Below are 23,499 nucleotides of genomic sequence, written 5' to 3' on the forward strand. Positions count from 1 at the left end.
AAATAAGGTAGCTTAACTAGAGCAGAGTATCACTTATAAATAAGCTTTTAGTTGTTCAAACATGTGGGACCACCTCTGATCATGTTGCATCTTTTGTATAAAGCTACAATCAACTTTTAAGCAATCAATTGGATAGTCTCTTATATGTGTTAATGAAGAGAAACCTGTTCCGAAGTCATCTAAGGCAATGCGTACCCCATACTGTTTTAGTTTATTGAGTGCGCGAATAACATATTCAGAACCACGGTCACCCAGCATATGTTCAGTAACTTCTATTTCAATTAAATGGGTAGGAATTTCAAGTTGATTAATCTTTTTTAATAAACGTTCAGCATAGTTATCTCTTAAGAACTCAACCGGTGCGGCATTTAGAGAAACAGGAAGCGGCTCAAAACCTAATTTTATCCATTTAGCAATATCATGCAAAACTTGTTGTTGCATGATTTCACCAATTTTACTGGCTAAATCGTAGTCTTTAAAAGCTTCAACAATCTGAGAAGGCAAACCTCTTTGGGCCGAAGTCGTATGCCAGCGGAGTAATGCTTCAAAGCCCACTACAGCATGAGTTTTTAGATCGACTTTGGGTTGATAGTAGGGCTGAATGGTATGATGACGAATAAGCTGGCGAGCAATGTTGAGTTGAGAGGCGATTGCCTCGGTTAACTGCATCATACTTGGGTTATACATACGTATGCCGCCACGACCACGGGCTTTTAAGTCATGTAATGCCATATCGGCACAACTTAATAAGCTCGATTGATCAACTGCATCTTGAGGGTAAATGGCGCAGCCGATGCTCATGCCGCCGTTGAGCACATTCCCAGCATATGTAATGGGTTGATTGAGTTGTTGAAGCAATACTTCTGCAAGTTCACGAACATCATTCTCATTTTCTAAATGGCTAACAATAACTGCAAACTCATCACCACCTAATCTGGCAACTGAACATCTTTCAGGATCTACGCACTGATTAAAACGTTTAGAAAGTATTTTTAATAAGTGGTCACCAGCACTATGACCTATAGTGTCATTAATATGCTTGAAATGATCTAGATCAATTAAAAGTAGCCCTACACTAGTTTGGGTTTCTCTTGAGTAGGCTAGGGTGCGTTTTAGTTGTAGCTTAAATGAACGTCTATTAAATAATCCTGTGAGTTCATCTCTCTCGCTAATATCTCTTAGACGGTTTTCAGTAAGATACTGTTGAGTGACATTTCGCGAAACACACAATATCTGAATAATTTCGCCGTTTGTATGTTGAATTGGGGTGAGCATGTTATCCCAATATTCTGGATCATGATTTGGTAAACAACTCATGCCGGCGAATCGGGCTACTTTACCTTGCAGGGCTTTTTTTAAAGCAACTCTTCCACGTTTACGAATATGAGGAGGTAAAAGATCTAACCATCGCATACCGAATTTTTTTTCATCTACAGGTATACCTAATGCAAGGCATCCTGATTTATTCATATGAGATACAGTACCATCTGTATTTAAAACCTTAATACAATCGACACTGATATCGAGCATTTGATTTTGTATATCGATATCTTTTCGTAAGCTTTGCTGCTCTTGTATATCTTGGTCAATATCTAGGAAACTAATAAACCATTCATTTTCTTGAGAAGATTCATGGTATTTCGACAATTGAATAGAAATTTTACACCATCGATAATAATGGGTTTTATGCAAAAGACGGCATTTAAATTCAATTCTTGATCGGAGTCGTATCGCATCTAACCATTTGTTTTTAACTTCTTCTAAATCGGCAGGGTACACGAAATCTAGCCATTGTTGAAACAATGGAGGAGAAGTATCGCGCCAGTACTTTGTACACTCCGTATTGCAGTATAAAATTAAGCCTTTTTCATCACTGACCCAAGTCGGTAAAGGAAACTGCTCAACAATAAAGTGCTTTTGGGTAGTGTTCGACATTGAAGTCATAACATGCCTAAAACTGCTGAAGAGTTAAACTATTTATAAACTGTATTGTAATAGTTGTGTCGTCACCACAAAAGCTATAAAAAATTAATATTTGATTTTTTTTTCGTCTCGAATAAAGGTTTTTTTAAATAAAAATTTTATTAATCATCTATGTATATGTTATTTATTAACTTTTAATTTCCTAAAGATTATGAAATGTAGAATTTTAACTTGAAAAAATTATGCGTATTTTTGTAAAAAACTTGTTAAAACAGTTGTTTATAAAATTCAAATAGAGTTTTTATAAAAAACTCATACATCAAAAACATTTTAACTCGTGAAGAGTTAATTAATTTAAATATGTATGAGAAAAAATTTATAAAGAAAAAGCATTTATGTTATTAGGGGTTAATACAATAAATACTATTAACTTTACAAAAGTAATATAAAATAAGGTCTTATATTATCGTAGAATTCTTTTCATCAAAAAGGATATATATAATTCCTTTTTGTGCATTTTATAGCCTACATTTTCCCCAAGATGTAGGTTTTTTTTATGTCAAAATTTTTATTATTTTACTTTTATTTAACTTATTAAATTATAAATAAAAAAAGCCTTGGAGGCTTTTTATACGGTTTCCGGTTTTTTCAACTGTTGTTGAATGTAGAGGTTCATATAATACTGCTCTATATAATCGTCAGCATAATTGTTAGCTAATGTCTTAGTAGCTACCTGTTCATGCTTGCTGTAACAGTTAGTTTCTAAATCTTTTTCAAGTACCCACCATTGACGGTTAATACGACGTACTTGAAACTTATCACTTTTATATTTTCTTTTAGCCATTTTTTCCTAAAATTACGTTAGAGATATTAAGAGAGAGTTTCTACTGGAGTTGAAGAAACAAGTCAACAAGCATAGTGTTTAATTGATTACTTTATGAAGTCTATATTCCTATAAGCATAAAAGAAAATAATAAAAAAGCTCTCATGAGAGAGCTTGAGAATTAATCGTTTTAAAATGTTAAAAACAACAATTATCGAGAAAGATTTTTTAAAAGCAATTTTAGGCTTTCCATCATTTTTTCTAGTTGAAGAGGGGTGATACCTTCGAATGATTGTTCAAGTACTACACTCGTTAGATCATTAATTTTATTAATCATTTCTGTACCACGTTCGGTAAGATATACACGTGTAATACGACCATCTGATTGACAAGAATAGGTTTCAACTAAGCCTTCATCTTTTAAGCGATAAACAATTTTAGTGGTAGTCGACATTTTTGAAATAATCATATCAGATAGTTCTGATACGCTAGCGTGAGGTTTACTACTTAGCGCAAGCATAATACGTCGACGTGAATTATCTAGGCCATATTTTTTGAGGGCATTATCAATATTTTGAACATATTGAGCATGGACCTGAGTAATCCAATAATATGGAAAATCTTCAAGAGTGAAAGATTCTGTTGTAGGTAAAAAACGCGCATACTTCTTTGTCATTGACTTTTCCCCATACCTTGGTGGATCGCATTTTATGAAACTTATTTTAATAGTGGAAAAATATAGTTTCACTAAGCAAGTTATATCAGGACTTTAAGTCATGAGCAAAATTTATATTGTTTGATTAACAAGGACAAACTATAAATTTTCCTCTTCTGATAAAACTTATTCCTTACCGTTTATTTGAACTTGGCTACTCGCTTGGTCGTAAAATGAACGATATTTGTTAGCATGAGAATCGTAGAAAAAAAAACTCGTTTTGAACGTGACATTTCTATCAAAATTTTTTGTCTACAAAGTCATAACTTAAAAAAATAAATCCATTCAATAGGTAAATATTTAAATTAATCATATGCTTAATTGATTGTTTGGAGATGAAAATTTACCATACATTTAACATGATTGATCAAATATTAGAGAAAATTAACTAATAAATGGATTTATATTATTGAATTTACTAAATTTTTAAATATTAATTTTACTATTCAAAAGAATCATGATTTACGAATGTATTTTAATTAAGGAGTTGTTTAATTGTTAATCTTTTGAATTGTATGTTAATTGTTATTTTTTGTTTATTTTAATATAGTGCGTTTTCAAATAATGATAGATAAATTCTTCTGGATTAATGATGAAAAAATTACTAATTACTTCTATGGTAGCTTTAACGATAGGGTTAAATGGCTGTGCAAGCATCATTACAGGTTCTTCACAAACACTTACTTTTACAAGTGTGCCTGAGTCAGCAACTATTGAGATTAAAAATCGTAATGGGGTAAAAGTCCATACGGGGCAAACACCTGCTACCGTTAGCTTAAAAAAAGGTGCCGGTTATTTTAAACCAGAAAGTTATCAAGTATCTTTCAGTAAACCTGGTTATCAAACTAAAACGGTAGAAGTTACAGGTACTCTTAGTGGCTGGTATTTAGGTAATATTATTTTTGGTGGTTTAATTGGGCTTTTAATTGTGGATCCAGCTACTGGAGCAATGTATAAGTTGGCACCAAAAGATATAAATACAGTATTAGAAGCTCAAAATTTAGTAGGAGAAGCTAAACGAAAGCCCACGCTAACAGTGATGCTGGCTCAAGATATTCCTGAGCAAATGATGGCCCGTGCAGTACAAATTAATAAATAAAAAATAGTAATAAAAAAGGGAGAATTTATATTCTCCCTTTTTAAATTATGAGTTTGTTAATAATTTTTCTTCTTGATTCTTTTTAATGATGGCATAACTTACTCCCGTTACGATACTTCCAGCCGCAATTGCTGCAAGATACAACCACGCATGATTGATTGCATTCGGAATCAGTAGTACAAATACACCGCCGTGTGGAGTCACAAGCTCACAGTGAAATAAAGCAACTAATGCACCAGTTACTGCGCCACCTAGAATACAGGTTGGAATAACACGCATTGGATCTTTTGCTGCAAATGGAATTGCACCTTCTGAAATAAAGCATAAACCAAGTACAAACGCAGCTTTACCTGCATCTTTTTCACCAGTACTAAATTTATTTCTAGCGAGGAAAGTTGCAATTGCCATCCCAATTGCAGGAACCATACCGCCTGCCATCGTGGCTGCCATTGGCATATAGGTATTGGTGGTAAGTAGTCCAACTGTAAAAGCATAAGCAGCTTTATTGATTGGTCCGCCCAAATCAATACACATCATACTTGCCAGAATAATTCCCATTAATACAGCATTTGTTGTGCCCATGTTGTTAAGGAAATCTTTCATTAGCTCAAAAATATGTGCTACAGGTTGACCTACCACATAGAACATAATCAGCCCAACAGATAATGTTCCTAGTAATGGAATAATCAAAATGGGCTTAAGGGACTCTAAGCTAGTTGGGAGCTTAACTTTTTTAGCAATAAATAATGCGATATAACCTGCAAGGAAGCCAGAAACAATACCGCCTAAAAATCCTGCTTGTAACTGTGCTGCCAATAAACCCCCGATTAAACCGGGCGCAAGACCAGGGCGATCTGCAATGGAATATGCAATATAACCCGACAGCATGGGTACCATGAGGGTAAATGCTGCTGCGCCAATCTGTTTTAATATGGCTGGCAGACTACCAGCTTGTTCTGCTGCATTTAGGCCAAAACATAAAGAAAGTGCAATTAGCAAGCCACCCGCAACAACCATAGGCAGCATATAAGAAACACCAGTTAATAAGTGTTTATATACACCAACTTTTTCAGTTTTATCCTTATTTTCCGTTGTTGCTTGCTGTTTACCTTGTTCTAAAACCTGAGCATTAGCAATTGCCTCAGCAAAAGCCTTGTCGGTTTGTTTTAAAGCAAAACCAGTGCTACATCTATAGACACGTTTACCTACAAAGCGGTCAGTGTTGACTTCAATGTCAGTAGCAAGAATAACAATATCGGCATCAGCAATCGCTTGAGGTGATAAAATATTCTTCGCACCTACAGAACCTTGAGTTTCTACATCGATTTGATACCCAAGTCTTTCTGCACCTTGTTGTAACGCTTCAGCTGCCATAAATGTATGGGCAACCCCAGTTGGGCAAGCAGTAATGGCAACAAAATGAGTTGCGGTATTTGAAGCTTGCTTAGGTTTTTGTTCCCACTCATTTGCTGGTTTTGAGTGTTCAAGTGCCGTTAAAAGTGCTTTGTCTGCATCATCTTTAATATCTTCAATAGAAACTAAAGATAAAGCGTTTTGACCAAAAATATTTAGATTTTTAGGTTGCTGTCCAATAATAATGACATGATCAAAATGATCGCTTGATTCAAACTCATCGAGTGAAATGACACTATGTTTATAGCCGTGTTGGGTTGCGACTAAAGCAAGTTTACGAGCCAAGATTAAAGCATTGACTTGCTGTTGCGGACCATTAGTGACAAATAATAAATGTTTAGCAGTTTGCATCAGATTCACTCAATGAATTGATAATAGTTTGTGCTTTTAATTGGTTTAGAACCTCAGAAGTAGGGATTCGAAAACCAATTTGTGTTACAGCATGGCTTGCAATGGCTGTCGCAGTTTTTAAAGTCTCTTCAGGAGGTAGTTGGTTAACAAGTCCATGGATCATGCCGGCTAAGAGTGAATCACCAGCGCCTACTGTACTTTTTACAATAACCTTTGGTGCTTGAGCGTGTAAGGGGTGAGTGGCGTGTAACCAATTTACGCCATCTTCACCCATTGAGATAACCACATGCTCAATATTGGTTAAGCTATCAAAAAGTTTTCTTTGTTCAGCATAGCTTGTTGCTGGACGTTGATAACTTTCAACCAACTCATCGGTATTCGGTTTGATCATCCAAGGTTGACATTCAATTGCAGCAACCAATGCTTTACCACTGGTATCTAGGGCAACTTTCTTATTATTTTTTTTGATCAGTTGAATAAGTTGTTGTAACTCATCAATACTAAAACCTTGCGGGAGGCTACCAGCTATTGCAACAACCTCGACTTGTGGTAACAGAGCTTCAATCTTATTAAATAGCCTTTGTTTGTCTGTTTCAGAAACAAAGAAACCTTTGCCATTTAAATCTGTCATCCGCCCAGAATGCTCAGCAATTTTTATATTTTGACGTGTTTCACCATCAATATAAATAAACTCAGGTTGAAATTGAGCTTGTGCAAAATGTGTATCGAAAATTTGTCGATTATGCTCACCTAAAAAGCCGGTTACGATTACATCATGACCTAAGTCTTTTAATACTTGAGCAACATTCAGACCTTTGCCAGCCGCATGAATTTCTACCGACTCTTGTCGATTCACTTCTCCTACTAGTAACTCATCCAGTTGAATGGTTACATCAATTGCAGGGTTTAAAGTAATTGTTAAAATTTTAGCCATTACTATTCCCAATCTTATAAGTCTTGTTCAGATAGCTGGCGCACAGCAGGGGCGCTATCGCATAGTAAAGCTTGTTGCGCAAGCTTTTGAGCATGGCTATAGCTTAGTGTGCGGATTTGAGCTTTTACTAAAGGAATGCTATTTGGGGACATACTCAGTTCGTCTACGCCTAATCCCATGAGAATAGGGACAGCTTTCGGGTCTGCTGCAAGCTCACCACAGATTCCTACCCATTTGCCATGTTTGTGGGCAGCTTTCACTGTTTGATCAATCAAATTAAGAATACTTGGATGTAATCCGTCTGCTTCCGCTGAGAGTATTGGGTGGCCTCGGTCAATCGCTAACGTATATTGGGTCAGGTCATTTGTGCCGATACTGAAAAAGTCGACTTCTTGTGCAAGAACCGGTGCAAGTAAAGCAGCAGACGGAACCTCAATCATAATGCCAACTTGTAAATTGCCACATGGATGTTGGGCTCTTACTTCGTCAAGAATTGCTTTGGCAGCACGCCATTCTTCAACGCGTCCAATCATAGGGAACATAATTCGTAACGGACGATTATCAGATGCTTTTAGTAGAGCGGTTAATTGCTGTTTTAAAAGTTCAGGGCGTCTTAAAGTTAAACGGATTCCTCTTAAACCTAAGAATGGGTTTTCTTCTTCAGCAATTGGTAAGTAAGGTAAAGGTTTATCACCACCTACGTCTAATGTACGTACCACAAGCGGGCGACCTGCAAGTGCATCTAATACAACTCGGTAATCAGCTTCTTGAACAGCCTCATTAGGTGCACTGCTATGAGACATAAAAACAAGTTCGGTTCTAAGTAGGCCAATTGCTTCAGCACCACATTCTACTGCTTGTGCTGTCGCTTGAACTTTACCCAAATTGGCTGCAATTTCGATTTGGTGTTGATCTAAGGTAATTGCTGGCTCGTGGCTATGACGTTCAGCTTCTTCACGAATTTGACGCTGTTGCTCACGCTCTTGCTTGGCTTGTTCGATTTGTGCAGCATCTGGATCTAAAACAAAAGTTCCCGTATCACCATTAATAAGTAAAGTGCTTTTCGGATCAATTTCTAGGACTTGTTCACCAGCACCAACAATAGCTGGAATGCCTAAAGCACGTGCGACAATTGCACTATGCGCACTTGCACCACCTATAGCAGTTAGAATACCTGCGACACGGTCTTTGTTTAGACGAGCGACATCACTTGGCCCAACGTCATGCATGATTAGAATATAAGGCTCTTTAGGCTCTTCAATAACCACTTCACCACATAATTGGGTTAAAACTCTGTCGCCAATGTCACGTAGGTCTGTTGCGCGTTCAGCGAGTAAACGATCTGGTAGAGCTTCCTGTGCTTTAGCTGCAGCTTCAATATGTTCATGCCACGCAGCTGGTGCTGATAAATTTTGATAAATTTTTTGATATACACCATTAATTAAATCAGGATCATCAAGCATTTCTAGGTGAGCTCGAAAGATTTGTTTAATTTCAGAGGCATCAGCTTTGGCTATGACTTGGTGAATATTGTTTTTTACTGCATGTAGGGCAATATCTAAATTTTCTTTCTCGACTTTTACGCCTGAACCCATACGTTCATATTGATAAACCTTTGGTTTAATCACATGGACAGGTCCAAAAGCTAAGCCACTTGATGCTGCAATGCCCGTATTGTTACCTAATGTCGTAGCATTTGATATTGCCGTTTGAGCAGGGAGCTGGTCAGGAGTTTCACTGGTTACAGGTAGCGCTTCAACTTCTTCACCTAAGCCTTGCTGCACTGCCAAAATAACTTGATCTAAAGCCTCTACGGCATCGGTTTCTGGCTCAGCGATAAAACGTAGAGTTTGGCCACGCTTACAACCTAACGCTAAAAGACGAGTTAAACTTTTGGCAGAAACAAAGCTACCATCGTCTACTGCAACTTGGATGTCGCCTTGAAAGGTTTTTGTAAGATTGACAAGGTGTGTAGCTGGTCGGGCATGTAAGCCGTGTGCATTTGCCAGTACTACTGAACGTTGAGGCCAGTCAGGAACAACGTCAGCTCCAATAATTTTTGCAATTTCGTTTGGTGTTTGAGTTTTATCTAGCTCGGCAACTTGCTCAGGGTTAAATAAAATATCAATTAAACGATTAAATCTTTCATTATCGAGTTGGTCATTGGCTGCTATACAAACGAGGGTGTTCAGCTTTTTACCATTTAGCTCTAATGCCTGTGATGGTTTAGTAATGCTAATAGCTGGTTGCTGAACAAAGTGATCGCTAGAAATGGACCAGATTTGATCTTGCAGTTGAATGGCTTGTTCTGGATCAAGTGAACTTAGAAAACCACATTTTACAAAATTATGTTTTTTGAGTGTTTGAGAAGCTGCCCAAAATAAATCTTCGATATCTTGTGCATCGATTTCGGTTTGAATAAGATTTTCATGAAGCGCTAAAGATAATGGCTGAGCTTGTAGTAATTCGATAATCTGCTCAGGTTTAGAAGCATTTTTTACTTGTTCGCTGACGTCATGCATTAATGCACGAGTAAGAATTTGCAAAACTTGCAAATGTTCATCAGATTTTGCTGCAATCACTACAGCTAAATAAATTTTATTTTCTCCATCCCAGATCACGCCTTCGGGGAAATGGGCTAAGCGGATACCTGTTTTTAAAATATATTCACGTGATTGAGGAGTACCGTGAGGAATGGCAATGCCTTGGCCTAAATAAGTCGCGCTTTGTTGTTCACGATTGATGAGTCCCGTTATATATTCAGGCGTAACTAACCCATCTTTTTCTAATATATCTACTAGACACTTTAATGCATGTGTTTTATCAACAGCATGTTGATTCATATGAATATGTTGAGGCTCTAGTGCTAGCATAATTATCCTTGAACAATTTCTTTGGCTTTAGCTAAAACAGAAAAAAAGAAGCTGTTTGCATTAAACAAGTAAATATACCTGTTTTTTGACAACAGCTTCAGATGAATTACCTTAGCAGAACTTTAACGGTATATCGACGCATTTAAGTAAAAAGCTGCTCGTTTTTAATACAAAAAAACCTCTAAGCCGGATTACTGACTTAGAGGCGAAAATAAAAGCAGTGATTAATGTTTAATTTCTTGTTCTAAAATAGACCAAAGTTTTTGATGTGATTTTTTAAATAACAGCATATGGCCAATTGATTTATAGCCTAAATCTTTTGGGCTAAGTTCAATCATTTTTTTATTCGCATTTGGATATAAACTTAATAATTCTTGTACGTTACGTTTGGTTGCAATCTCATCATCATCAGCCCAAATAGCAGTAATTGGACATTGAATATCTGAATGAAAATCATGAAAAATCGTCTTACCTATGGCATTTTTTACATATCCGGGACGGCTACAAAACTCTCGCCATTGTTGAGCAACTTTTTTAGGTAGGTTTTCTCCCATACCAATGAATTGAGTTGCTCCATAACCTTTAACAATACTAGAAATAGGGAAGATAAGATTAAACATAACTGGCGCTAAAACCTTGGTTTTTCCTTTAAGGCCTTTAATATGTCCAGTTGAACCTGCAACCGTTATCACTTTTGCGACTTTATTATAGTTAGGTACGACTCCTAGTAGTTGTCCGCCAGCACTATGTCCAATAAGAATAACTTGATTTGCTTTCGTTTTTATTAATAAAGCATCAATTGCAGCAGGAATATCAAGTGTTCCCCAGTCGGTAATACTTGCGGTACTTTGTTTTAAGGCTCCATGTAGGGACTCGCCAATACCACGGAAGTCAAAACTCAATACATCATAGCCTTGTTGGCTTAACCATGTTGCGAAAGAGTGATAAAAGTTTTTAGTTATACCTGTTGCTGGGCAAATCAGGATAGGGTACTCAGCTTTCTTTTCTTGAGCAGGATAAAATTGAGCTGCAAGCTGATAACCATCTTTACAGGTTATCCAAAAAGATTCAAAAGTCTTATCCATAGATTTAAAGTTAATTGGCTAATCATTTATCTTAATGTACATGAGTTCTGAAAAGGTACTTGATTAAAATGTGACTATAAAGTCAAGATTTATGTTATATAGCTCATCAAATCTTAATAAAACGAATAATGGAAATTATGGATTTATCAAAAGCTGTACAGCTGGCTATTGTCTTTAGTGGCGTCTTTTTATGGATAGGAATGTTAACTGGAGTATGGAAATATTGGCAAATACGCCGTTCCGAATTAAGCCGTGCACATTATTATGTAGATATTGCACATAGAAGCAGTTTGCTTTATGCAGCAGCCACACTTATTCTGGCTGTATTGAGCTATTTCACGATTTTAAATGAAGATATTGCTTTATGGTGTGTATTGGCAAATATACTGTTTTTTAGTTTCTCAATTTTAGTTTATATCATCCACGGATTTTTGCAGGATACGACCAATCAGTTTAAACAACCTCATAGGTTAGGGCATTTCAGTTTACCTACATGGTTGATGACGTTTATGATGTTCGCTTTAATTATTACTGAGCTATTAGCAACTGCTATTTTAGTGATGGGGACAATTTTATTGTTTTTAAGCAAATAAAAATGGATGATCGCTCATCCATTTTTAGAATTCTTATTTCTGTTGACTAAGTCGTCTTTTAGCTAATTTTCGCATTTTGTGGTCGACAAAGGCCCATACACAAAATACAAAAGAAACAACCATGGCATACATAAAGTATTCGGGTTTCAGATTCCCTTTAATCATACCTTGAAACAGTAAAGTCAGCATAAGAGCAAGCGTCGTTACTCCATAAACAACTGAATCTTTGCTGTTCAGAGTGTTAATGAAGACTTGTTTGTTGAAATGTAATGATAACATCTCCATCCCTCCTTGTGGTTGCGCTAAAACCGAATGTTTTAGTCAAGAATAAGTTTAATGTTGTACTTGTATTTTTAGCTTAATTCAATAGTCAATAGAAAATTTTTTGAACAGTTTTATAAAAACTTCTATGTTTATAAATGGTTAAGGTATTAAAAAAGTAAATATTAAACATTTTTGTATAAAATAATTACTTTTTTAGAAAAGAGAAATTATTTAAATGAAAAGTGTAATAATTTCTCTGTTCTTTAAATTTGCTTTAGCTACATTGTTTTTTTAAAAAAACATCAATAGCGTGTTGAGCAATTTCAGCATCTTCAAAAGATTGAACACCTGAAACACCAATCGCGCCTAAAATCTGGCCTTCATAAATAATCGCTTTTCCGCCTTCTAGCATACCTTTAGCACTTGGCATGCTCAAGAAACCAAGACGACCATTTTGAAGAAGCTCTTCGTAAAATTTTGAAGGACGACCACTCATTGATGAGCATTTAGCTTTTTCTAAGCAAAGATGTGTGGTGAGAGGAGAAGCGCCATCTAGACGTTTCATAAGTAATAAAGAGCTTGTTTCATCAACAATGGCTATACTGACTTTAAAGTTGTGTTCAATTGCATATTTCTGAGCTTCTTCCATTAAAAACTCAGCATCTGCTAATGTTAAATAATATTTACTTTTCATTTATGCTCTTCTTTCCTGAGTAAGCTAAAAATTATTTTAGTGTAATATTACAGTAAAAATTAATTATATCTATAGTTGAATTGTCACTAAATGCTGATGTTAGAAATAAAATGCTGGTTGGGTAAACGCAGCATTTTATTCAATATATAAAATCATGTTTGGGTAAAACTCGATTTCAAAAAAACATCAGATTAAATGCTTTTATGTTTAACTTTGTCGATAATAGTAGTCACTACAAGAACAACTAAAGATGGGATCAACCATGCCAAGTTTTGTTCATTTAACGGTAAGTGTTGAAGGAAATTAGGAAGGTAATCACCAAAGCCCGCAACCTTAAGCCCGTCAATAATTCCGAAAATTAAAGCAATGCTTGTTACTGAACCGACAATAAAAGATGGTTTATGCCAAAATTTCCAGAAGAAACTGAGCATAATAACTACAATTGCAGGTGGATAAATTGCACTCAAGACAGGTACTGATACGGCAATTAGCTTAGTCAATCCAAGGTTGGAAATAATGAAAGAGAAACCAACTAAGATGAAAACTAAAAGCTTATATGGCAATTTGGTGAGTTGAGCGAAATATTCAGCACATGCACAAGTTAAGCCAATTGCAGTAACCATACATGCTAAGAAAATGAGGCCTGTTAAGAAAAGTGAACCCATATTCCCAAAAGCATGTTGAACATATGCATGTAGGATTACAGCACCATTTGCTGCATTAGGAGCGACCTCATGACTACCCAAACCTAATTTAAATAAGCTTAAGTAAACTAAAGTAAGTCCTACACCAGAAATAAGGCTGGCAATAATTGCATACTTGGTCACTAGCTTGTTGTCATTAACACCACGCGAATAGATCGCTTGAATAATGACGATACCAAATACTAAGGCACCTAAAGTATCCATGGTGAGATAACCATTTACGAAACCTTCTGAAACTGGAGAGTTAACGTAATGATTAATTGGAGCAGGAACATAACCCGCAGGAATCATAACCGCTGCAATACCTAAAATTGCTAAAGCGATAATTTTCAGAGGAGCTAGAACATGTCCAACTGTGTCTAAAAGCTTGTTCGGATATAAAGAAACGACAGTTACAAATGCGAAGTAAATTGCACTGTAAATTAAAAGGCTACTGCTAGACGTTCCAAAATAAGATGAGAAACCAATTTCATAAGAAACTGTTGCGGTGCGGGGTGTAGCAAATAAAGGGCCAACTGATAGATAACAAACTACAGTTAAGATCAGACTTGCGATACGACCTAGCGGTGAACTAATAATTTCAATGGAACCCTGCATACGAGAGAGGGCCATAATGGTAATTACAGGTAAGCCGACAGCAGTAATCAAAAAACCTATAGCTGCTAGCCATACATGATCACCAGCTTGTTGAGCGACAATGGGAGGAAAGATAATATTGCCAGCCCCAATAAAGAGGGCAAAGGTCATAAAACCTAAGGCAATAATATCTCCGGTACGAAGCTGTTGCATAAATTAAATTTAACAAAAAAGAAAGAATTTTAGAGCAAAAGAGATCATGATCAAGCGCTATTTTATGTGAAAAAGCTTTTTTTTAGGCCGTATCAATCATCCAGAGATATTAAAAATATCAACTGGTTAAGTTATCTACTTGAAAACTCATTGAAAGAAATAAAGAAAACATTTTTTAGGTCTGACTTTTTAAAGAAATTGTGTAAAAATGAAAATATAAATTTCTATTATGAATGTTGAATATTTGGACATTTAAAGCTTTCCGCCTATCCTATATCCATTCTAAAATATTCTAAATTAACTAACATTTTTGTAGGCGTGGTAAAAGCAGTGCCTACGAGGATAAAATTGAATGAGAGCTTCTACTGTTACAATTAAAACTGAACAAGATCTAGAAAAATTAAGAGTTTCTGGGCGTTTGGCTGCACAAGTTTTAGAAATGATAGGGGAGTATGTCAAGCCAGGTGTAACAACTGAATATTTAGACAATATTTGTAATGATTACATCGTAAATACTTTAAAAGTTATACCGGCTAACGTGGGTTATCATGGATTCACAAAAACAATATGTACTTCAGTCAATGAAGTGGTATGTCATGGTATTCCTTCTCAAAATAAAATTTTAAAAGATGGCGATATTATTAATATTGATGTAGCAATTATTAAAGATGGCTATTTTGGTGATACGAGCCGTATGTACTATGTCGGTAACGTAAATCCACATGCTAAAAAATTAGTTGAAACTACTTATGAAGCAATGGTCGCTGGTATACATGCAGTTAAACCAGGGGCGACTTTAGGGGATATTGGTTACGCTATTCAATCGGTCGCTCATCGCGAAGGATATAGCATTGTTCGTGAATATTGCGGGCATGGTATTGGTAAAGTTTATCATGAACAACCTAATATTCTGCATTATGGACAACGCGGCCAAGGTCTTGTTTTGAAAAAAGGGATGGTCTTTACAATTGAACCTATGGTTAATGCAGGCAAACCTCAGGTAAAAGAGCTAAATGACGGCTGGACCGTAATTACTCAGGATCATTCATTATCTGCTCAATGGGAACACATGGTTGCTGTTACAGATACTGGATTTGAATTATTAACACCGTGGCCCGAAGGTGTGGGAAATTATCCAGAAATTTAATATGCATAAAAAGTTCGATAATCTATCGAACTTTTTTATGCGGCTTTGATTTATGGATGTTCTGAAAGATGTTCTACCAAATAATCAATAAATACACGTACAGCTGGCAGTAAGCCTCTTCGTGACGGATAAACAGCATGGAATATACCGTGGGCTGCTTTCCAGTCTGGCAAGATTTGCACAAGCTGACCTGATTTTACAAAATCCTCAGCTGCTGTGTCAGGTAACAAGGCAATACCACAATTTTGACTTGCAAGTTGGGCAAGCATATAAATATTTGTTCCCATGATGGTTGGACTAACTTTCACTTTCTTCAGTTGGTTGTCTGGGCCATGCAATATAAATTGTTGATCTAAATGCTCTTCAGACAAGCTTAAAATACGATGATCACTTAATTCATCAGGTGACTTAATATTACCAAACTCATTTAAATAAGCTTGGCTTGCAAAGAGACTTTGTTCTATTAGCGCAAACTGTCTTAATACCAAACTAGGGTCATCATCTAGTTTAGATCTGACCCGTAGAGCAATATCAATCCCTTCATTAATTACATCAACGCGTCGATTACTTACAATAAGTTGTAAACGAATTTCAGGATATTTTTTTAAAAATGCTGGCAAAATTTTGGGTAGCTGGTTTTGTGCTATATCTACAGGAACGCTTACTTTGACTACACCTCTTGGTTGAATACTTAAGTGATCAACCAAATCATGAGCTGCTTGTGCGGCATTCATCATGACTTGGGCGTGTCTATAAATATCCATACCAATATCGGTAACTGCAAAATGACGAGAACTGCGCTGAATTAAGCGAACCCCTAAATTTTCCTCTAAGTTATAAACACGACGACTTAATTTTGATTTTGGAATATCCGTAACACGTTCGGCGGCACTAAATCCACCATGCTCAACAACAAGGGCAAAACAATAAAAATCATCAAGATCTGTGAGCATTAAAATATCCTATTTATGCAACACTAAAGATTTTACATTATTACTTTTGCAACGATAAAGTTTGATTTTAATTTTTTGTAAAAAGCTTATAAATAAACCTTAAAAGAGAGTATTAAACAATTTGAAATTTCATTGTAATTACATTGAAATTATTTTGTAATTTATTTTCTTAAATTAATAAGCAAATATGGCGCTTATAGGCTAATTCTCCTAAAATATATTTTTCTCGATTTTTTAAATAATATGTCTTACCAGTTAGTTGAATTAGAGAACGCAACCGCTAATATTATTTGCCCGATTTGTAAGCTTGCTGTTATTGATTGGACACAAGAGCAATATGTTCAACCTTGTGAACATACAGTATTTATTGCAATGGACTTAGGATTTGAATTTGTTGCTGACCGTTTTGAAGAAGTTATGAATCAAAACGTAGATGAGTTACATGAAGATCCAAACATGAATATTTTTGATGCGATAACGACTACACCATATAAAAATTTAACTATTTTAAAAGCAGATCTTGGTGTAGATGGACTATTTCGTTATGTCGGTATAAGTGATTGTTAAATTTATAAGTATAAAAAAGCCAATCTTTCGATTGGCTTTTTTATTATTAAGCTTCTGGAGCTGCGCTGTATTGTTCGATTAATGGTTTTAATTCGCCATTTTGGAACATTTCAAGCATGATATCGCTACCACCAATAAGCTCGCCGTTTACCCATAATTGCGGGAAAGTAGGCCAGTTTGCAATTTTTGGTAAAGTTGCACGAATATCAGGGTTTTCTAAGATGTTCACATATGCAAATGGACGACCAATTTGACTGAGCGCCTCTACTGCACGTGCAGAGAAACCACATTGTGGAAACTGTGGAGTGCCTTTCATGTAAAGTAAAACGGGATGCTTCGCAATTTGATCGCGAATTAACGCTTCAGTATCACGTGCTTGTTCAGTCATAAATAGATCCTCAACTAATCTTGCAGCATTATAGGGGGTGTTCACATCGCTTTGCAAACCGCCTTGTTGCTTAAAGTTGCACAGAATATTCAATATTTTATTGTATAAACCGAAGCGATAGCAAAAAGCAGACGAAATTTTAGATAAATGAATGATGAGACTTTTCATCAGTGCAAGTTTTTGTTTATATAAACCCTTCTTAAAACCTCATACAGACAGAGTTCGTGATGACTGATATTACCCTAGCTCCAGTACAACCTGATCAACCAACACATTTAATGGCTACTTATGGTCGCCAAGCGATCAGTTTTGTTCGAGGCCGAGGGGCGTATCTTTATACACAAGATGGTACAGAATATTTAGATGCACTCACTGGTATTGCTGTATGTGGTTTAGGGCACGCTCATCCAGCTATTGCAGAGGCCATTGCAGAGCAAGCAGCTTCACTCGTGCATACGAGTAATTTGTTTGAAATTCCTTGGCAAACTGCGGCTGCTCAAAAGCTTGCTGAAGTTTCAGGTATGGAAGAAATTTTCTTTTCAAACAGTGGCGCCGAGTCAAATGAAGGGGCAATTAAAATTGCTCGTAAATTTGGTACTCAACAAGGTATAAGCTTGCCAAAGATTATTGTTGCTGAGCAGTCATTTCATGGTCGTACTTTGGCGACACTTTCAGCAACTGGTAACAAGAAAGTACAAGACGGTTTTGCACCTTTAGTGGAAGGCTTTATTCGAGTGCCATTTGGTGATATTGAAGCCATCCAAGAGGCTGCCTTACAACATCCCGATATCGTTGCTATTTTAATTGAACCAATTCAAGGTGAAGGTGGTATTAATACTGCACCACAAGGATTTAGCTATTTAGAAGAAGTTCGCCAAATTTGTAACCAGCATAACTGGTTAATGATGCTAGATGAAATTCAAACTGGTAATGGTCGTACTGGTAAATACTTTGCGTATCAACATACGAATATTATTCCGGATGTTTTGACCACAGCAAAAGGTTTGGGTAATGGTTTTCCGGTGGGTGCTGTAATGACTCAAGGTAAAGCAGTAGGCTTGTTAGGGCCTGGCAGTCATGGTTCTACTTATGGTGGTACAGTATTGGGTTCTCGTGTGGTTTACACGGTAATTGATACGATCCAGAAGGAAAATGCAGTAGAGAATGCAGCAGTAGTGGGTAATTATATTGTTGACCAATTACGTGCTCAATTGTCGGATAAGAATGTGCAAGTACGTGGTTTCGGTATGATGATTGGTATCCAATTACCTAAAGATTGTGCTGAGCTCGTTGCGATTGCTCGTGATGAATACAAACTTATTATTAACGTTACGGCAGGTTCGGTGGTGCGTTTATTACCGCCAATTAACATGACACAAGCTCAAGCTGATATTTTGCTAGAGCGTTTAGTCGCATTAATTACGAATTATCTTTAAGTTTAAGGACAATAAAAATGGGCGTTAATCGCCCATTTTTATTTTTGTATTTAGCCTGAAATATATTGCTTTAATTGTTCAATCAAAACTTTCTGGTCTTCCATAGCGGCTTTAACCAAGTCACCAATTGAAATGAAACCAACCAATTTTCCATTATCTAATACAGGTAAGTGACGTAAATGACGATCAGTCATGAGCTGTAAACATTCTTCAACCGTATTATTTAAACCTACCGTAATCACTTTTGCTGTCATAATTTCAGCAACAGTAGTGCTATAAGATGAGCGCTCCATAAGCGTTACTTTTCGTGTGTAATCGCGTTCAGATAGGATTCCAACAACTTGTTCACCTTCTGCTACGACTAAAGCACCAATACCTTTTTCAGCCATAATCGTAATTGCTTCGAGGACAGTTGCTTCGGGTGAAATTGTAAAAATGGCTTGTTCAGATTTGTTCTTAATTACTTGTGCAACGATAGTCATTTCTTCTGTCCTGTTGTTTTATCATTTTGATTTAAATTAGCTCGATTTTTGAAAAATGCAAAGACTTGCTAGTCATTCAAATATAAGTTTTATGTTCAAGCGTTCAAAAAGCACGCTATATTGGGTAGCTCAAAGAAACTTTAAGCTACCTGCCATTTTGGATGATTAAAAAAGAAATGATGCATTTGCTGTGTAGATAACTTCAACTTGCGATGAGATGAGTTAAATAAAGCAGGAGTGACTTTTAACCGTGTTAAAGTAGGTAATAAAGATTCATGGAAGTCTTTTGGGGTAATTTTTCTTGGCTTGTAATTGGGCCAGTGAGTTTTGGCGTATCGATGTGCTTGTACTCCATTTAGCCAGAACGGAAAAATAAAATCTTCCTGATCAGATTTAATGGCCCAGCCTTCATCAAATAGTCCCCACAGAACCCCGCAGTACATCATGGTTCTTAAAATATAAATCTTGATCATCAAGTCTTTAGAAACCGGTTGTAGATTACTTAAACTGTTCATTTTAAATTTAAAGGTTTTCAACTTGTCCTGCTTATTATAAGAGAACCACATGACATTTCAGTTTAAACAGGTGTCAAATCGTAAACAAATATTGATGAGTAGAAATATCTATACAAATAAATGCTGGATAAGAGGTACTTTCTAAGTTACGACTGAAGTGGCGAAGTAAGGCTTTAGGCAAATAGGTAATTTTGGTTTTGTATAGGTATAAAAAACGCCACCTGAGCAAGACAAAGCGGCTAAAGCTTTGGCGAAGCGCAAGATGAACATAGTTATGGTTAATTTATATTGAACTTTTTACAGGTATAAAAAAACGCCACCTAAGTGACGTTTCTTTATGCTTGCATCGTGGCTAGTTTCTGCCAGTATTGTGCTTTCATGGAATCACGTTCAACACGGAAACCTTGGTAGTATAGTTCTGCTAAGAACAAAGCAGCTTTACCGTGACCAGCACGAGCAACTTCTTCTAACTGTGCAACTGCATCTTGGAAATTCATTTGAGACTGAATTGTGTTAACCGCAGTTGCGTATACATGTTCTAAATCATGATGAGAGATACGTTGAATCATATAAAACTCCTTATTGTAATTATGATTACTTTTTCTAAAGGCCACTGCCTTTGAACTAATTTAACTTAGAATTGTTAAACTAATATTACAAATTAATGGATTTGTCAACTATTGAGAAGCATCAATTAGTTCACTATTAGGATACATGATTAAACATTATTCACAAATAATTTTGAGTAAAATCAATATGAGAATAAAAGACAAGGAGAATAACTATGACAAATACTATTGATGGCTTTGTTTTTGATAATCCTCCTAAAGAGGAGCAAATCATAGAACTTGCCCATTACCATCGTAAATTATTAGACGAAGCAATTTTCCATCAAGAAATACATTTAGGGGATTATTGTTTAGCACAAAGGAAACGGGTTTTCGACTATGCTCGTCAATTAGACCCTAATCAAAAAGCTTGGTTCTATCAAGTTTATGATGGTGAACTTAGAAAAATTGCAGATGAAGATGAATTGCACCCAGCAGATGCAGAAGAAGGTTTAAGTATTTTTGCTATGCTATTAGTATTAGTTATTATTGCTGCAATTTTATACTTCTCTGTAATTCGTTCCTTAATGGGCTAGCAATTGTCATCCAGTAAGGTTAAAGAATAATAGCCTTACTGGATTTTGACCTTGTGCTGAAGTGCATTGAACCCTACACTACATTCATTAGAGGTAGGTCATGCTCACATTCAAAGAAAATTTTCTTAAATTAAAGTCTGAGTTAAAGGCAGATCAATGTTTTAATCTGGTTGTGATTATTATCATTGGCTGTATTTTTATGCTGTCTTATTTGGCATTGCTACGTCCTGTGAATTCAGAACAGTATCGACGAATTGTGCAACTTTCTCGACAGGCTACTTATCCAAGAACTCAAGATATGGCTGAGTTGATTATGGCTCAATCAGAAATTCATAGAGCAGAGTATTTAAAGTTAATGCATGCTTATCAGTTTGAACATAATCATATCAAGCAATATCCTGCATTAGCGCAAGAAGATACTCAATAAGTATTGTCTTTATTTCAAAAAGGTTTTGCACGCTATTGAAGCAGGCAAAAATTTGAATTTATGCTAAACTTTCCGTTTTTTAACACGCTGCTTTTCAAGGAATCGGCATGCAACAACAATCGAATATGCAAAATAAATTCTTGATAGATGCTGAGATCGGGGATGACGATGTCACATTGCCTAATTTACCTGCTATCGATGTTCCTATCGTTGAGTCACCTGTTAAGCAAGAAGTAAAAGCTGAAGAAGTTGTCGAGGCTGCACCGTCTACAGAACCTGAGCAACCAAAATCTGGTTTCTTTGGGCGAATGAAAGAAGGCTTGAGCAAAACTCGTCGTAATTTCACCGATGGGATGGTTAATATCTTAATTGGTGGGAAAGAAATTGATGATGAGTTGCTTGAAGAAGTCGAAGAGCAATTATTAGTTGCAGATATTGGTGTTGATGCAACAAAAACGATTATTACCAACTTAACTGAACGTACTGCTCGTGGTGATTTGATCTATTCACATTCACTTTATAAAGCCTTGCAAGAAGAGTTAGTTGCTTTGCTTGCTCCACGTGTGAAGCCTTTGCATATTGACCCTAATAAATCACCTTATGTGATTTTAATGGTTGGGGTAAATGGTGTTGGAAAAACAACAACAATTGGTAAATTAGCGAAGCGTTTACAAGGTGAAGGCAAAAAAGTGATGTTGGCGGCAGGTGATACATTCCGTGCTGCTGCTACTGAACAATTGCAAATCTGGGGTGAGCGTAACGATATTGCTGTAGTTGCTCAAGGTCATGGTGCCGATAGTGCATCAGTTATTTTTGATGCTTTTGAAAGTGCGCGAGCTAAAGGTATTGATGTACTGATTGCAGATACTGCGGGCCGTTTGCATAACAAAAGTAATTTGATGGAAGAGCTTAAGAAAGTTAAGCGTGTTATGCAAAAAATTGATGCAACAGCGCCTCATGAAATTATGTTGGTTGTAGATGCGGGTACTGGGCAAAATGCAATCAACCAAGTACAAGAATTTGACCAGGCTGTCGGTTTAACAGGTATTACCATTACTAAGTTGGATGGTACAGCAAAAGGTGGAGTATTATTTAATATTGCTAGTCGTACTCATGTGCCAATTCGTTTCATTGGTGTGGGTGAAAAAATTGATGATTTAAGACCATTCTCGGCGAAATCGTTTGTTGCAGCACTATTTGAAACTGAAAAATAATTCTTAGCCAAGACTTAAGAAAAACCTCACAAAATAGTGAGGTTTTTTTATATCCATATCTTTTTTTATTGTTGCGAAAATAAAACGAACTGTCATATTTTTAATGCTGATTATAAGAAATGAGTTCCATAGACTATATTCATTCCCAAACAACGGCCTCTGGTCAATTAAATAGGTAGGAAATAAAAAATGTCTACTTTCTTAGATAAAATTAAAAACCGTCGTACTATTTATGCAATTGGTAAAAATGTTGCATTAGATCGCACAAAAATTGAAGAAACTATTCGTGAAGCGGTTAAACATAGCCCATCAGCGTTCAACTCTCAATCTTCACGTGTTGTTACTCTTTATGGTGAATCACATGCTAAATTTTGGAATTTAGTTCGTGAAGCATTACGTAAAATTGTTCCTGCAGATGCCTTTGCCGGTACAAATGCAAAGATTGATAGCTTCGTTGCTGGTGTTGGTACAGTACTATTTTATGAAGATCAAGCTGTTGTTAAAAGCTTGCAAGAGCAATTTGAATTATATGCAGACAACTTCCCAGTTTGGTCTGAACATTCAAGTGCAATTGCTCAGTTTGCGACTTGGACTGCGCTTTCAGAACTTGGTTTAGGTGCATCGTTACAGCATTATAACCCGATTGTTGATGCTGATGCTGCTGAAGCATTTGATGTTCCAGCAACTTGGAAATTACGTGCTCAACTTGTATTTGGTTCTGTTGAAGCACCAGCTGGTGAAAAAGCATTTATTAGCGATGAAGATCGTTTTAAAACATTCAACTAAATTGAGTGGATGAAAAGAGTACCTAGAGGGTACTCTTTTTTTATGCTTTTAAAGTTAGTTAGAAATTAATGATCAATAAAGTAGATGTTTATTAGAATTCAAAAAAATATTTTAAAAGCTTGAGAGGCAGCTTTGTAAACAGGAGGTTGTCATAAAATCGTCATAATCATATTGCATATT

Annotated in this window: 24 protein-coding genes; 9 read left to right on the forward strand and 15 right to left on the reverse strand. The window is 36.1% G+C overall.

Annotated elements, in window-relative coordinates; translation table 11 throughout:
• Window positions 1-33: 33 nt before the first annotated feature.
• The 3 genes from G9371_RS12275 to G9371_RS12285 all read right to left on the reverse strand — a co-directional run bounded on the left by G9371_RS12275 (window position 34) and on the right by G9371_RS12285 (window position 3,422).
• A complete protein-coding gene (locus tag G9371_RS12275) occupies window positions 34-1,944 on the reverse strand; it encodes a diguanylate cyclase domain-containing protein (RefSeq protein ID WP_320077567.1) in 1,911 nt (636 codons plus the stop codon).
• A 607-nt stretch (window positions 1,945-2,551) separates the two neighbouring features.
• Window positions 2,552-2,767: a hypothetical protein gene (locus tag G9371_RS12280; RefSeq protein WP_001129188.1), complete on the reverse strand. Its 216-nt coding sequence runs from the start codon at window positions 2,765-2,767 to the stop codon at window positions 2,552-2,554.
• Between the two features lie 190 nt (window positions 2,768-2,957).
• Complete coding sequence (locus G9371_RS12285) at window positions 2,958-3,422, reverse strand: MarR family winged helix-turn-helix transcriptional regulator (protein ID WP_000163427.1); 465 nt, start codon at window positions 3,420-3,422, stop codon at window positions 2,958-2,960.
• A 631-nt stretch (window positions 3,423-4,053) separates the two neighbouring features.
• Between G9371_RS12285 and G9371_RS12290 the strand changes: the two genes are divergently transcribed.
• A complete protein-coding gene (locus tag G9371_RS12290) occupies window positions 4,054-4,560 on the forward strand; it encodes a PEGA domain-containing protein (protein WP_000734808.1) in 507 nt (168 codons plus the stop codon).
• Window positions 4,561-4,605: 45 nt separating this feature from the next.
• On the opposite strand, the gene G9371_RS12295 is transcribed toward G9371_RS12290, so the two are convergent.
• The 4 genes from G9371_RS12295 to G9371_RS12310 all read right to left on the reverse strand — a co-directional run bounded on the left by G9371_RS12295 (window position 4,606) and on the right by G9371_RS12310 (window position 11,216).
• A complete protein-coding gene (locus tag G9371_RS12295) occupies window positions 4,606-6,324 on the reverse strand; it encodes a fructose-specific PTS transporter subunit EIIC (RefSeq protein WP_001192470.1) in 1,719 nt (572 codons plus the stop codon).
• Window positions 6,311-7,258, reverse strand: a complete 948-nt coding sequence (pfkB, locus tag G9371_RS12300; RefSeq protein ID WP_001062794.1) for a 1-phosphofructokinase — start codon at window positions 7,256-7,258, stop codon at window positions 6,311-6,313. The genes G9371_RS12295 and pfkB overlap by 14 nt, the downstream gene beginning before the upstream one ends.
• A gap of 14 nt (window positions 7,259-7,272) precedes the next feature.
• On the reverse strand, window positions 7,273-10,131 hold the full coding sequence (ptsP, locus tag G9371_RS12305) for a phosphoenolpyruvate--protein phosphotransferase (RefSeq protein ID WP_029424752.1): 2,859 nt from the start codon (window positions 10,129-10,131) through the stop codon (window positions 7,273-7,275).
• Window positions 10,132-10,355: 224 nt separating this feature from the next.
• Window positions 10,356-11,216, reverse strand: a complete 861-nt coding sequence (locus G9371_RS12310) for an alpha/beta fold hydrolase (protein WP_000361718.1) — start codon at window positions 11,214-11,216, stop codon at window positions 10,356-10,358.
• 137 nt (window positions 11,217-11,353) lie between these two features.
• Here G9371_RS12310 and G9371_RS12315 point away from each other — a divergent pair, with 137 nt between their 5' ends.
• Window positions 11,354-11,809, forward strand: coding sequence for a hypothetical protein (locus tag G9371_RS12315; RefSeq protein ID WP_000365974.1), 456 nt, complete (start codon window positions 11,354-11,356; stop codon window positions 11,807-11,809).
• A 33-nt stretch (window positions 11,810-11,842) separates the two neighbouring features.
• Here the strand turns inward: G9371_RS12315 and G9371_RS12320 are convergent, their stop codons facing one another.
• From G9371_RS12320 to brnQ, 3 genes are all read right to left on the reverse strand, one after another.
• Window positions 11,843-12,088, reverse strand: coding sequence for a hypothetical protein (locus G9371_RS12320; protein WP_000949688.1), 246 nt, complete (start codon window positions 12,086-12,088; stop codon window positions 11,843-11,845).
• A 259-nt stretch (window positions 12,089-12,347) separates the two neighbouring features.
• Complete coding sequence (locus G9371_RS12325) at window positions 12,348-12,767, reverse strand: GlcG/HbpS family heme-binding protein (protein WP_000838061.1); 420 nt, start codon at window positions 12,765-12,767, stop codon at window positions 12,348-12,350.
• A 191-nt stretch (window positions 12,768-12,958) separates the two neighbouring features.
• Window positions 12,959-14,260, reverse strand: coding sequence for a branched-chain amino acid transport system II carrier protein (brnQ, locus tag G9371_RS12330; RefSeq protein ID WP_165471274.1), 1,302 nt, complete (start codon window positions 14,258-14,260; stop codon window positions 12,959-12,961).
• Between the two features lie 352 nt (window positions 14,261-14,612).
• Here brnQ and map point away from each other — a divergent pair, with 352 nt between their 5' ends.
• On the forward strand, window positions 14,613-15,407 hold the full coding sequence (map, locus tag G9371_RS12335; protein WP_001202776.1) for a type I methionyl aminopeptidase: 795 nt from the start codon (window positions 14,613-14,615) through the stop codon (window positions 15,405-15,407).
• Window positions 15,408-15,457: 50 nt separating this feature from the next.
• Here map and G9371_RS12340 read toward each other — a convergent pair whose 3' ends face one another.
• Complete coding sequence (locus G9371_RS12340; protein WP_000954523.1) at window positions 15,458-16,360, reverse strand: LysR family transcriptional regulator; 903 nt, start codon at window positions 16,358-16,360, stop codon at window positions 15,458-15,460.
• A gap of 243 nt (window positions 16,361-16,603) precedes the next feature.
• Here G9371_RS12340 and G9371_RS12345 point away from each other — a divergent pair, with 243 nt between their 5' ends.
• The gene (locus tag G9371_RS12345) at window positions 16,604-16,927 is read left to right on the forward strand and encodes a hypothetical protein (RefSeq protein WP_000121846.1); all 324 of its coding nucleotides are present in this window, start codon (window positions 16,604-16,606) and stop codon (window positions 16,925-16,927) included.
• Window positions 16,928-16,973: 46 nt separating this feature from the next.
• Here G9371_RS12345 and grxD read toward each other — a convergent pair whose 3' ends face one another.
• On the reverse strand, window positions 16,974-17,315 hold the full coding sequence (gene grxD, locus G9371_RS12350; RefSeq protein WP_000138830.1) for a Grx4 family monothiol glutaredoxin: 342 nt from the start codon (window positions 17,313-17,315) through the stop codon (window positions 16,974-16,976).
• 227 nt (window positions 17,316-17,542) lie between these two features.
• Between grxD and G9371_RS12355 the strand changes: the two genes are divergently transcribed.
• Window positions 17,543-18,751 carry an aspartate aminotransferase family protein gene (locus tag G9371_RS12355; RefSeq protein WP_000129944.1) on the forward strand — a complete coding sequence of 403 codons (1,209 nt, stop codon included), beginning with the start codon at window positions 17,543-17,545 and terminating at the stop codon, window positions 18,749-18,751.
• Between the two features lie 50 nt (window positions 18,752-18,801).
• Here the strand turns inward: G9371_RS12355 and G9371_RS12360 are convergent, their stop codons facing one another.
• From G9371_RS12360 to G9371_RS12370, 3 genes are all read right to left on the reverse strand, one after another.
• Window positions 18,802-19,233 (reverse strand): CBS domain-containing protein, encoded by a 432-nt coding sequence (locus tag G9371_RS12360; protein WP_000156920.1) that lies wholly within the window; start codon window positions 19,231-19,233, stop codon window positions 18,802-18,804.
• A 140-nt stretch (window positions 19,234-19,373) separates the two neighbouring features.
• Window positions 19,374-19,748: a DUF2750 domain-containing protein gene (locus G9371_RS12365; protein WP_001087274.1), complete on the reverse strand. Its 375-nt coding sequence runs from the start codon at window positions 19,746-19,748 to the stop codon at window positions 19,374-19,376.
• A 335-nt stretch (window positions 19,749-20,083) separates the two neighbouring features.
• Window positions 20,084-20,317, reverse strand: a complete 234-nt coding sequence (locus G9371_RS12370) for a hypothetical protein (protein ID WP_000616034.1) — start codon at window positions 20,315-20,317, stop codon at window positions 20,084-20,086.
• A gap of 215 nt (window positions 20,318-20,532) precedes the next feature.
• On the opposite strand from G9371_RS12370, the gene G9371_RS12375 reads away from it, so the two are divergent.
• The 4 genes from G9371_RS12375 to G9371_RS12390 all read left to right on the forward strand — a co-directional run bounded on the left by G9371_RS12375 (window position 20,533) and on the right by G9371_RS12390 (window position 23,319).
• Window positions 20,533-20,892 carry a hypothetical protein gene (locus tag G9371_RS12375; protein ID WP_000185571.1) on the forward strand — a complete coding sequence of 120 codons (360 nt, stop codon included), beginning with the start codon at window positions 20,533-20,535 and terminating at the stop codon, window positions 20,890-20,892.
• A gap of 100 nt (window positions 20,893-20,992) precedes the next feature.
• Entirely contained in the window at window positions 20,993-21,319 is a 327-nt protein-coding gene (locus tag G9371_RS12380) for a hypothetical protein (RefSeq protein ID WP_029424754.1), read from the forward strand.
• Between the two features lie 107 nt (window positions 21,320-21,426).
• Window positions 21,427-22,533: a signal recognition particle-docking protein FtsY gene (gene ftsY / locus G9371_RS12385; RefSeq protein WP_001187342.1), complete on the forward strand. Its 1,107-nt coding sequence runs from the start codon at window positions 21,427-21,429 to the stop codon at window positions 22,531-22,533.
• A 189-nt stretch (window positions 22,534-22,722) separates the two neighbouring features.
• The gene (locus G9371_RS12390) at window positions 22,723-23,319 is read left to right on the forward strand and encodes a nitroreductase family protein (RefSeq protein WP_000102943.1); all 597 of its coding nucleotides are present in this window, start codon (window positions 22,723-22,725) and stop codon (window positions 23,317-23,319) included.
• Window positions 23,320-23,499: the final 180 nt, after the last annotated feature.

Source organism: Acinetobacter sp. EKM10A (assembly GCF_011075215.1).
Classification (GTDB): domain Bacteria; phylum Pseudomonadota; class Gammaproteobacteria; order Pseudomonadales; family Moraxellaceae; genus Acinetobacter; species Acinetobacter baumannii.